Raw genomic sequence first — 11,434 nt, forward strand, 5'->3', positions numbered from 1 at the left:
ATGTTTGAGATTGAGGGATAAGTGAGACGATTATATTATAAGTTGATTCTTTTGTATTTTATTTTTTTGAATTCTTAAGTTAGTAATTTTAAATTAGACAAAGGTGCGGGGAAGCTTGGAAATGGGGCAGCAGCAAAGACCAAAGGATTTAGACGAACAAATCGCGACCCTAGAGCGCGTTCTCCAGACTCTCCGAGAAGAGGAGAACGTTGAAGTGCTACTTTCGACCACACTCGGTTACTTGCAAACCGAATTTGACTGGCCGTTGATTTGGATCGGGTTGTACGATCGACAGGCCCACAGATTGTTCGGCAAAGGTGGCATAACTCCTAACGGCGACCTGTCTTTTCTCAAACAGCGGTTTGCCCTCAGTCCGGGGGATTTGCTGGAACAAGTGGTGATTCAGCTCCGGCCGGTGGGAGTCCCGGATTTGCGATCGGAAAGTAGAGCCGGAGAATGGCGCAAAGCAGCTCAAACTTTCAATATTCAAGGCACGACTCTGTTTCCGCTCCGCTACAAAGACCGCTGCTACGGCGTGATTTTGCTCGGCACAGACGTGTGGGGAGCGTCGCCAAAGTCGGGGGAAAAAACGCAGTTGGCGATCGTATTTGGAGCGCTGGCAACTGCTCTTTATCAAATAGAAAAAGACTGGCAGCGACAACAAGTTAAACACCCAGATGAGTCTCTTTTAGCGCTGATTTCGCAGTTGGGGGAACTGCGATCGCTAGACCAATACTTGCAAGCGGTGGTCGAACAAACTCATGAATTTATCGAGCCGACGCGCACCAATGTTTATTGGTTCGAGCGAGAGCGGCGCTATTTTTGGCGCCGAGTCAGCAACCGCGAAGTTGCTCCGGGTTTGGGCGGGCCGAGCCGAGCGGCTTCGGGCATCACCGTTCAAGACTTGGGCGAATTTTATCAGGCTTTGGGCAGGGAAGAAATGGTTTGGATCGGTGAATCTCAAAGTTCTCTGAAAACTGAGCTGACGGGGCGGTTGATGCAGCAAATCCGCGCTCGCTCTCTGTTGGCTGCGCCGATTGTTTCAGAAGGGGAATTGTTGGGATTTTTGGCAGTCGAAGCCGGCGAGCCCCGGATTTGGCAAGACAATGAAAAGCATTACCTGCAGGGAGTGGCGCAGTTAGTGGCTCTGACGGCTCCTGTGTCGGAGATGGAGGAGAAAATTCAGCAAATTGAGATCGATCGAGATTTAACTGCGGGAATAGCTCGCGCTATCTACAGCGATGCTGACTGGGAGGCGACTTTGAAAAATACCGCCGAACAGTTGTGCGAGCGGCTCAAATGCGAATACTTTTTGCTGCTGCTGTACGGCGAAGAACAAAATCGCTTTGAAATTGTCTGCCAAAATCTGCCCCGCAACCGCAGGTCAGTGCCGTCGCCGCTCAACGCCCTCGATGTGGCTGACGTGGGGCTGTTGCAAGAAAGCGAACCTGTGGCTATTGAAAATTGGGAGGAAGACGGGCGGTTGAGCGCTTGGCGGGAAGTGTTGGGGGAGGCGGGGGTGCGATCGCTTTTGGCATCGACCACGAGGGGGAAAAAGAAAGAGGGAGAAAACCCGAATCTAAAATCGAAAATCGCCCATCGAAAATCGATCGAGGGTTTGCTGGTTGTCGGACACAATGCAACTCGCACTTGGAGGCGATCTGAGCAAGAATTAGTTCGGCTAGTGGGCCAACAGCTAGGATTGATCCTGCACTCCTGGCAGCAGAGTGCGGAAATCGACAAATATCAGCAATTTGAACGATTGCTCAAATCGGGTTTGGCGGTTTTGCACCATTCTCCTGATGAGCAATCTGAGCAAGAGATATCTGCTGCTTCACCGACGATGTTCCCAGAGTTGCCGCTACAAAAGCTCGATCGTAACTTTGCTCAACACGTTTCCCAGACACTTTCCTGTCCTTTAGTCGCCCTAATTACTTGGAATCCGGGTCAGGAGGAAGGTTCCATCGTGGCGACGGTAGCTGCCAATCCCGTATTTGCCCTCAATCCCGAGGCGGTGATTCCTGTCAAAACAGATGCCTTGATCCAACAAACCCTGGCAGAATCGGGCGTGCTGCAACAGAGCACGAGCCAACTGCCGCTGGCGACGAAGCGGTGGCTCCGCAGTCCGGGAATTGGCGAGATTCTGACGGTGGCGCTGCGGACTGCCCCAGAACACGCTGCGGCGGGCATTGTGGTGGCTGCGGACGCTCCGGGCCGCCAGTGGTCGGAGTTATCGGTGAGTTTACTCAGCTCGATGGCGTCTCAGTTGGCTTGGTGGCACAGGTATTTGGCGGTGCAATCGGCCCAGGAGTCGCAGCGATTGGATCTGGAGCTGCTCAACTGGTACAAACAGCGCCGTTTTGAGGAGTTTTACCGCACTGTGGGAGCGGGGGTGAAAGAGTTGGGGGAGTTGAGTCAGTCGATTTTGCAGTCGGCGAAGGAGCAAAAGGATGCTCTGAAAATTTTGCGCTACCAACAGGTTTTGCGGCAAATTGGCAATGCTTTGGGGTCAACTCATTTGCTGCTGAAACAGGAACAGTGGCGGCTGCAATTCGGACAAGATGCGGTGCCTGTGAGCGCTTGGCTGAGGCGATCGCTCGATCGAACGGCCTCCCTGGTCAAACAGTCGCAAGTCTTGCTGGAAGTGCACAGAGAAATTGCTGTGTCGATGCCTGCTGGTCAGACTTTGAGCGTTCGCGGCGACAGCATCAAGCTCGATTTGATACTGTGCGAATTGCTGGCGGCGGCTTGCAGGCGCTCTGCTGTTGGCGCCAAGATTGAGATTCGCTCTCAGTTGTTGGGAGAAGATTGGCTAGAATTGTCTGTGAGCGATAGCGGCGCGTGCGATCGACACTTAATTGCTGCCTTCAACAGCGGTTCCGGGCCGGACATATTAGCCGTTTCTACTTCCAATAGGTCGATCGTGCAAAATCTTTTAGTTTATCAGCGAGCGGTACGCTTAATGGGGGGAAACTTTTCTATAGAAATGTTAGAAAACAATTTAATTGTGGCTCGTTTAGTGCTGCCCCTAGCCAATTCTTAAAATTCTGTACGGGCGATTTCACCCCTATCTCCAATTCACATACTAGGTAGTTATAAACCAGCCCCAACCCAACTTCTAGCGGTAAAGTGCTTCAGGTGCACCCTATATAATTAGGTTCTGCGTCCAAGAGTGGATGATTGATATCAACTCGGTTTGATTCGGACTTGTATTAGATCGAGTTCTGTTAGGTCGTAAGATTAAATGAACGGCGAAGACGGAAAGAGCGCGAAGGAAGAACCGCACCTTCTTCTTTCTCTTCCTTCGTGTCCTTTGCGCCTTCGCGGTTTAATCATTCCGATGCAACCGGATGCGATATATAGCCATCCTAAATCATTTGTGAATTTCTTACTCCCTCCCCTTAATAAGGGGAGGGTTGGGGTGGGGTCAAAAATTTACGACTCCTGCAAGGATTGCTATAACATCCAAGGTATTAAAAACCCTCTGCCTAAACCGATGAAGTAACCGTTTCCGCCGCCTCAGAACTCGGGAAAAACCTTTGAGTAATCCAAGCAGTTACAATATGAGAAAGCAATCCCATCGGCCCAGCAAAAAAACACAAAGCCAAAGAATGAACCGTCCAAACTCCTGTCCGCTGTCCTTCCAAATAAATCCAGCGCCCGACAAACAAGTCCATCACTAAAAAATGTATCCATCCCGTAGCCGCCGCCGTTTCCTCCCCCAGAAACTTAGCAATATCTGCTAGCTTGGGATTGGACAAAGCAGCCGCATTTTCCGCAGTCAGACTGCTACCAAACAAATATATGTACAAAACGGCTAGCACTGCAAACGGAATAAAGGAATTCATCACTTTTCGGGTAATTCCCCAGTTTGGTAATAAAATCATAATTGCCCAGAAAGGCACAACGAACAGATTACCGACATTAAAAATTAGTTCTGGTGTCATAGTTGGCTCTTGGCTCCTGCGAATGCAATTCAATTAAGGATGTTAAGATTACTTTACACAATTTTTGCCGAAATTTCTCAAAAGCCGAAAAAAATGTCATTCACAAATGAAATAGAATTGCTATACTTATCTAAAATTTAAAATCTCGCATCTAAAATCGATTAAGGCAGCACAGCCCATGACAACTTATAATAACTTTCCCGATTGGTGCCAGCAAAAAGAGAATCTCTCGCTTGATGCTAAACATACGGTAGAAATACTGTTGCAAATCTCAGACACTTCCGAGTGCGATCGAGCCAACGCACTGCTTTCTAATACAACAGAACTTAACCTCAAAAATCTTCAAATTACCGATATCAGTCCCCTCTCATCTTTCACTAAACTTACTAATCTTATCCTCGGCAGCAATCGAATATCTGACCTCGCTCCCCTGCAATCTTTAACCAATCTGAAAAATTTGATTATGGATGTTAATCAAATCTCAGATATCAGCCCGCTTTCATCTCTAATAAATCTGACTCAACTTGTTCTCGATACCAATCAAATCTCCGATATCAGTCCCCTAGCAGGTCTAACTAATCTTACCGCACTTGTCTTGTTTGACAACAAAATTTCCGACCTCACTCCGTTGCAAGCTTTAACAAACTTAAATGCGCTGATCCTCTACAACAATCAAATTTCTGATCTCGCTCCTTTGACAAATTTGACTGCACTCGATACACTATACCTTTACAATAATAAAATATCGGATATCACCCCGCTGGCTTCCTTAAAAAATCTGACTACGCTGTTTCTCTTCGGAAATGAAATATCTGACATTACTCCGTTGAAAGCTCTAACTAAGTTAAATAAATTGGTTTTATTCCAAAATCAAATATCAGATATTACTCCTTTGACATCGCTCACTAATTTAATTGAACTAAACCTCGGTAACAATCAAATATCCGACATCAGTCCGCTGAAATCGTTAACTAATTTGACTGAACTTTATCTGTTCAACAACCCGATTTCGGATACCAGCGCGCTACAAGCTTTAAATAATTTATTTTTACTAGACTTGTACAACAATCAAATCTCTGATATCAGTTCCCTGCAATCTTTGCAAAAGTTAACTACCCTGGACTTGCGCGGGAATCCCATTGTTAATAAAATTTGCCCTGTCAATCCTGAATCTATATGCCGGTTTTAATTATTAAGGCCGAGGCAAGATGGCAGTTTATAGAGTATAATGGCAAAGGTCAATATTAGGAGAAAGTGATGAGCGGACACGATGCTTTGATGTTAGGATTGCTGCTGTTGCCCGGTTTGGCTTTGTCGATCGCAATTCTGGGCGCTTTTGCCGCTGGTGGATAATCAGTCTTTAGCACTCATCAGCGCTCCAGCAAGCAGTTTACTGGTTCCGAGAGGGCGGGTTTATCTATTTGTTGAGTTGCCGGAAATATCTTGGGCAAAACCCGCCCGCTTCCTCTACCAATTTACAAAAATTGTGCTGTAACATCGGAATTTACCAAAGTATTCGCGCACAAAATACCCGATGCTGCGACGGCGGGGACGCCAATTCCCGGCATGGTGCTGTCTCCCACCCGATACAAGCCTTTGACTGGTGTTTGCGGCCCGGGAAATGTGCCTTTTCCGGCGGCAATTGCAGGCCCGTAAGTTCCTTGATATCGGCGCAAAAATCGGGCGTGGGTTAGCGGTGTGCCGATCGACTCTAAGACTATTCGCGATCGCAAATCGGGTATAATTTTTTCTAAAGCTTGAAACAGAGATTGCGATCGCTCTTGCTTTTTCTGCTGATACAATTCGCCATATTCCCAACCTTCGTAAGGTTCCAATGTATAAGCGTGAACGGCGTGATGTCCGGGCGGCGCGAGAGCTGCATCCCACACCGTAGGAATCGAAATCATGCAAGTATTTCCGGGTACTGTAATGTCAATCTTACTGTCGTGAACAACGACGTGGTGGCCGGTCAAACCTTCGAGTCCTTCGGCTTTAATTCCTAAATGCAGGTGCATGAAACTCTCTACTGCTGGCATCGACAAAGCGTTTTTTCGGTAGCTTTCCGGCAAATCTTCAGGCCGCAGTAATTTTGTATAAGTATCCCAGACGGTGGCATTTGAAATGACAATTGGGGCGCGGATAATTTCGCCATTTTGCAAGCGAACTCCGGTGGTTTTGCCGGATTCAACTAATATTTGCTCGACGGGAGTTCCCAGGCGCAACTTTCCTCCCCAGCGCTGCAAACCTCTCACTAAAGCATCGACGATCGCACCGCTGCCACCTACAGGATATTCGATCGCACAGCGCGATCGTTCGCCAATCATAAAAGCTATTTCCGGCGCGACAGTTCCGTGCGCTTTCAAACCCGACAGCAAAAAGCACTCCAAATCAATCAAACGCCGCACCCAAGGGTCATGCACGTCCCGATCCATCAAGTCACCGGCTGAACCCGCGATCGCACCTACTAGCGGCAACAGCTTCAGCAAAGCAGGCGAGTACCGAGACAGCAAAACAGGTATTAACTGCCAGTCGGATCTCAGCGCTAAAGCCGGAATTCCACGCAAAGCTTCATACAAAACTAATAAATTTTGTTGAAATTGCTGCAATTCTACAGCACCTTGCGGTGCGAACTTAGCTACAGCATCTAAGTAACTTCTCCCATCAGCATAAATCGGTAAACTTCCCTCTGGAAAATGGTAATGCCCCAGCGGATCGTAGGAAATTGCTGCGATCGATTCCTCCAAAACATCAAAAACTTGCCGTAAAGGATTGAACGACCGGGGGTCAGTCAAACCGCAATAAAAAGAAGGCCCCGAATCAAAGTGAAATCCCCGGCGCGAAAAGCTGTGAGCTGCCCCGCCCGCTATTGTGTGGCTCTCGCAGACGAGCACCCGCTTGCCGTAACGAGCTAGCATCGAGCCGGCGACTAAGCCGCCAATACCGCTGCCAATTACGATCGCATCAAAGTCTTGCATTTATCAAATGTGGTATAATTGTATTATTTCTTGCTGAGTGTTGACAGGGTATTTTTATGGGAGGAAAACTATGAAAGCTTTATCTATTTTAGATGAAGTTGTTCGCGAATTAGAACAAGACGTGAATCTCTCGCGCATTAAAAAAATAATATTTTTTGCTTGTAAAGAGTCCTGGGAAAACGATCCTGCCCAACTCGCCAGCGCAGATGTAAGGCTTTTAATTGAAGAGCTGTGCGCCAAATACAGCAGGTTAGAAGATATTGAAGCAGTTTTAAATAATATAGTCTCTAAGGTTAATAAAAAAACCGAGTATGCTTTAGTAGCAGACCTCATAGTCTGTCAACTTAGCAGGCTGTATGAATTTGAAGATTTCACCAAATTAGAAATAAACATATCTAGTTTTGGCGGTCAGGAAGCTCCCGCATTTGAAGAGCACTTTAGTTCGGAAATACCCAGCAGCAGCGAAGAAAGTGCAAGGAACCCTGGCAAATTATTTGATGTCAGACAAAAAATTTTGCAGCAAACAAATCCGCTGAGGGCGAAAATCCTAATTTTTTCTACTCTTTATCACCAGTTTACTTTTAGCGATCGCGACTGGCTACTGCTGAAAACTCAAGAACTTGACAATCTACTGCGACAACTGTTTAATGTCTGTGGCAGCCTAGCCGAACTGGAATCTCAGTTGTACAGAACTGCTAGCAATCTCGACAACAGAGATGAAAACGACCAAGCTGCGAGCGTAATCATCAAAGCGATGAATCCTTGTTACGCAAAAATGCAACAGGAAGAACCGGATGAAGCCGAATCTTCGGCTAGTGAAGATTACGATCAGACGCATTTAAACAACAGTGTTTATGAAGAGAGCAAGCTGGTGGACAGGCGCACCGATTATTTTGATCCAGGCGAGATTACTCACATCCTTCAAGCTGCTCCAACTCACTATCATTATGACCCCCAAAAGAGTTACTTAGTCCCGGACACGGCAGAAACTGTACAGTTTAAAGAAGCCGAAACCAGCAATAATTATGCTACCGATTTCAGACAGGAAATGGTAGAAACATTCCCAGTTGCAGAAATGGCGACTATTATCGAAACTTTAGAACCGACGGCTCCTGTTATTATAAATATTAGCGATTCCATCAAACGCAAGTTGGAATTGGAAGAAGAAATGACAGAATTAGTCAGTCAAAGTGCTAACTCCGCAACGGCGCAAATAGAAAATATATTCACCAAGTTAGAAGCTGCTTTGAACGGAAAATTTTCTACGGGAAGTGCAGAGGAGCGTTTGTACTGGAAATATAAAAATCTCAGAGAGTATGTAGGAAAAGTTCAGAAGTTTACCGATAAAATGCTGGAAATTTTGCTCGAATTGGAGTCAAAAGAAAGCAGTAAATATCCTTCGGAAATCACAGAAGACCTGGATGACAATATTTTAGACATACCGCAGGAAAACTCTAGCCATAAAGCAAATCAGTATCAGCTTTTGGAAATGGCAAAGCAAGGCAAACCAAAGGCGATCGCCCAATTGATTAATCAATTGCTACAGCCTAAAGGAATTGCTGCTACAGCGGGATTTAAAGACGGTTGGCTCCATGTTATTCTGGAGTCTGCTGAAGTACCAAACCAACAGGCTACAGCTACATACATTCACAAAAAACTGTGTACTTTAAAATCCAAATATCTTACTCATGTGAAAATTCACGGGCGACAGTTAGGTAGCAAAACAGTCTTTTGGACTCAAGAATTTGTCAATCAAACTCATTAAATGCCCCGACTCAAGTCTGAGGCTACACAAACTAAGTCCACCTGCGTCAACTGAAATTCAAGAAATTTCATCAAATTTCTCAGACTCAACTCGGGCGCTATAAAAACTAAGTCCGCCTGCGCGAACAGAAATTTAAGCAGTGTAGAAATAGCAGATTGTACCTAATTAACAACAAAAACAAATATGAATGCCAGCGAAATTTTAAGGCGATATACATCAGGAGAACTAGATTTTCAAGGTATGAATCTCCGAGGCGTATACCTGAGCGGTGCCGATTTAATTGGCGTCAATTTAAGCAGTGCTGACCTCTGGGGTGCAAACTTAGCGCTGTCGTACCTGAGCCGAATTAACCTTCAGCGCGCAAATTTAACTAATGCAAAGCTGTGCGGTGCTAACTTAAATCAAGCAAACTTGAGCGGAGCAAATTTGTCCGATGCAGACTTCCACGGAGCGACTTTGCAAGGTGCAGACTTTCGCAAAGCTAACATCTCTTTGGCAGTTTTTATTGATGCAAATTTGAGCGATGCAGATATGCGAGGTGTGAATTTGCAAGGTGCAGATTTGCGCGGTGCGTGCTTGCGGGGTGCAAATTTGCGGAAGGAGCCGCGGATTTTTGAGGGTGCAAATTTGCGGGGTGCAAATTTGCAAGGTGCAGATTTGCGGGGCGTCAATTTGCAAGGTGCAGATTTGACTAAAGCTAATCTCAGCCACGCGAATTTGACAGAAGCATCTCTGGGGGAAGCAAATCTGACTCAGGCAAATTTGAGCGAAGCTATTTTAGATGGCGTATTTTTGACTGAAGCAACTTTGGTAGAAACAAATTTTTCCTGGGCTGTAATGGCAAATGCTAAGTTGGAAAGAGCTGTGTTAATTGATGCTGAATTGGCTGGCGCTAACTTGCGGGGTGCATTTATGACTGATGTTAAGTTGAGCAATGCTAATTTAATCATGGCTGACTTGAGTCGAGCTAATTTGGTGCGGGCTGATTTGAGTCGAGCTAATTTTAATCAGGCAAATTTGAGTGAAGCTAATCTGACTGATGCTTATCTGGCTAGAACTGATTTGCGGGAGGCAATTTTGCACCGCACAAGTTTGATTAGGGCAGATTTGAGCACTGCTAATTTATCAGGTGCTCAGTGGCGCGGTACAATTATGCCGAATGGAGAAATGCACGGGTAATTACTTCTAGTAGGAATTTAAGGCTGTCACCAAAATAGTTAATCTCCGACCCTGTGATTTAACAATTATGAGTAAAAATAAGCTGGGTAGGAGACCCGTCATTAATTTAATAGTTAAGGCCATTTTGTAGAAGTCAAAACAGGAGGGCAATGCTGTGTTAGATACAGGAAAAATTTTACAAGAACGTTATCAATTGCAACAGCGTTTAGGACGCACAGCGGCTGGTCATCAAACTTGGCTAGCAGTGGATTTAGAGTCTCAAGAACAGGTGACGCTGAAAATGTTAGCTTTTAGCCCGGAAATGCACTGGGAAGAACTCAAGCTTTTTGAAAGAGAAGCACAAGTTTTGCAGGCGCTAAATCATCCCCGCATTCCTTGCTATCGAGATTATTTTTCCCTAGAGCGGGAAGCCGGAGCAGGATTGCCTTGGTTTGGCTTAGTGCAAGATTATATTCCGGGATTTTCACTTCAGGAATTGTTAGAAAAAGGCAAGAATTTTTCAGAAAAACAAGTCCGAAAAATTGCCACTGAAGTGCTAAAAATTTTAATTTATTTGCATGAATTAAGCCCCCCTGTTTTGCACCGAGATATTAAGCCGAGTAATTTAATTTTGGGGGAAGATCAGCAGGTTTATCTAGTAGATTTTGGGGCGGTACAAGCTCAAGCGGCGGTGACAGGTGTAACGTTTACAGTGGTAGGAACGAGTGGCTATGCACCCTTAGAACAGTTTTGGGGGCGGGCGGTGGCGGCTTCGGATTTGTATGCTTTGGGAGCTACTTTAATTCATTTGTTAACGGGGATGACTCCTGCAGATTTGCCACAGAAAGATTCTCGGATTCAGTTTAGCGATCGCGTGAGTGTGAATCCCAGTTTGGTAAGCTGGATTGAGAAGATGACGGAAATCGCCTTAGAAAAGCGTTTCAGCAAGGCTAGAGACGCTTTAGCAGCTTTGAAATCGGGAAACATACAAGGGGCTAATCTTCAAATTCCGACTGTTCGGAAAATTGCTAAACCCCCTCACAGTCGCATTCAAGTTAGCAAATCAGCGACGGAATTAAACATTAAAATTCCGTCTGCTTTACTCAGAAACCCTTTTTTAGCTACTTTTATAGGAATATTAATTATACTGCTATTTTGGCTGATAATCTTAGCATTTGTGTACTTAAATTTCAATATTGGATTAGGATTGTTTACGCTTATAGCAAGTATCTTAGTTAAAATTTCGGGCAATGGTAATAAAATTAAATTTAACCGGAACTATTTTAAACTGGAACATCAGATATTTGGTTGGAGTTATTTACAACAAACTGGGAAAATTTCCGAAATTTTGGGTATTTTTATATATAGCATGGTTGAGGGAAATCAAATCAGGATTCGTTCAAGTAACGATAGGGGAACTTACTTTTATACTTTAGCAACAAATTTGAAAGAGGTTGAGGCGGCTTGGTTAGCGCAAGAAATTCAAGATTGGTTAAATTTAAGATAAATTTTTGGTAATTGCTCAACCCCCTTGACAAGAAGACGAGATAGACATTAGATAAAGGAATGGAAAAACTTCCCGACTTAAA

7 protein-coding genes are annotated in these 11,434 nt (G+C 45.2%); 5 read left to right on the forward strand and 2 right to left on the reverse strand.

Annotated elements, in window-relative coordinates:
- Window positions 1–121: 121 nt before the first annotated feature.
- Window positions 122–3,043, forward strand: a complete 2,922-nt coding sequence (locus QUA71_RS24255; RefSeq protein ID WP_333288972.1) for a GAF domain-containing protein — start codon at window positions 122–124, stop codon at window positions 3,041–3,043.
- Window positions 3,044–3,488: 445 nt separating this feature from the next.
- On the opposite strand, the gene QUA71_RS24260 is transcribed toward QUA71_RS24255, so the two are convergent.
- Entirely contained in the window at window positions 3,489–3,947 is a 459-nt protein-coding gene (locus QUA71_RS24260) for an ABA4-like family protein (RefSeq protein WP_006635816.1), read from the reverse strand.
- 178 nt (window positions 3,948–4,125) lie between these two features.
- On the opposite strand from QUA71_RS24260, the gene QUA71_RS24265 reads away from it, so the two are divergent.
- Window positions 4,126–5,136 carry a leucine-rich repeat domain-containing protein gene (locus QUA71_RS24265; protein WP_333288974.1) on the forward strand — a complete coding sequence of 337 codons (1,011 nt, stop codon included), beginning with the start codon at window positions 4,126–4,128 and terminating at the stop codon, window positions 5,134–5,136.
- A 286-nt stretch (window positions 5,137–5,422) separates the two neighbouring features.
- On the opposite strand, the gene QUA71_RS24270 is transcribed toward QUA71_RS24265, so the two are convergent.
- Entirely contained in the window at window positions 5,423–6,922 is a 1,500-nt protein-coding gene (locus QUA71_RS24270) for an NAD(P)/FAD-dependent oxidoreductase (protein WP_333288976.1), read from the reverse strand.
- 70 nt (window positions 6,923–6,992) lie between these two features.
- On the opposite strand from QUA71_RS24270, the gene QUA71_RS24275 reads away from it, so the two are divergent.
- The 3 genes from QUA71_RS24275 to QUA71_RS24285 all read left to right on the forward strand — a co-directional run bounded on the left by QUA71_RS24275 (window position 6,993) and on the right by QUA71_RS24285 (window position 11,352).
- The gene (locus tag QUA71_RS24275) at window positions 6,993–8,687 is read left to right on the forward strand and encodes a hypothetical protein (RefSeq protein WP_333288978.1); all 1,695 of its coding nucleotides are present in this window, start codon (window positions 6,993–6,995) and stop codon (window positions 8,685–8,687) included.
- A gap of 183 nt (window positions 8,688–8,870) precedes the next feature.
- Window positions 8,871–9,866 (forward strand): pentapeptide repeat-containing protein, encoded by a 996-nt coding sequence (locus tag QUA71_RS24280; RefSeq protein WP_333288980.1) that lies wholly within the window; start codon window positions 8,871–8,873, stop codon window positions 9,864–9,866.
- Between the two features lie 154 nt (window positions 9,867–10,020).
- Complete coding sequence (locus QUA71_RS24285) at window positions 10,021–11,352, forward strand: serine/threonine-protein kinase (protein WP_333288982.1); 1,332 nt, start codon at window positions 10,021–10,023, stop codon at window positions 11,350–11,352.
- Window positions 11,353–11,434 lie beyond the last annotated feature (82 nt).

Origin of the sequence: Microcoleus sp. MON1_C5 (genome assembly GCF_036701875.1) — a bacterium.
In the GTDB taxonomy this organism is placed as follows: domain Bacteria; phylum Cyanobacteriota; class Cyanobacteriia; order Cyanobacteriales; family Microcoleaceae; genus Microcoleus.

What these genes read in the sequence shown, in the direction of transcription:
- QUA71_RS24255 (WP_333288972.1), top strand. Translation starts at nt 122, where the DNA reads ATGGGGCAGCAGCAAAGACCAAAGGATTTAGACGAACAAATCGCGACC.
- QUA71_RS24260 (WP_006635816.1), bottom strand. Translation starts at nt 3,947, where the DNA reads ATGACACCAGAACTAATTTTTAATGTCGGTAATCTGTTCGTTGTGCCT.
- QUA71_RS24265 (WP_333288974.1), top strand. Translation starts at nt 4,126, where the DNA reads ATGACAACTTATAATAACTTTCCCGATTGGTGCCAGCAAAAAGAGAAT.
- QUA71_RS24270 (WP_333288976.1), bottom strand. Translation starts at nt 6,922, where the DNA reads ATGCAAGACTTTGATGCGATCGTAATTGGCAGCGGTATTGGCGGCTTA.
- QUA71_RS24275 (WP_333288978.1), top strand. Translation starts at nt 6,993, where the DNA reads ATGAAAGCTTTATCTATTTTAGATGAAGTTGTTCGCGAATTAGAACAA.
- QUA71_RS24280 (WP_333288980.1), top strand. Translation starts at nt 8,871, where the DNA reads ATGAATGCCAGCGAAATTTTAAGGCGATATACATCAGGAGAACTAGAT.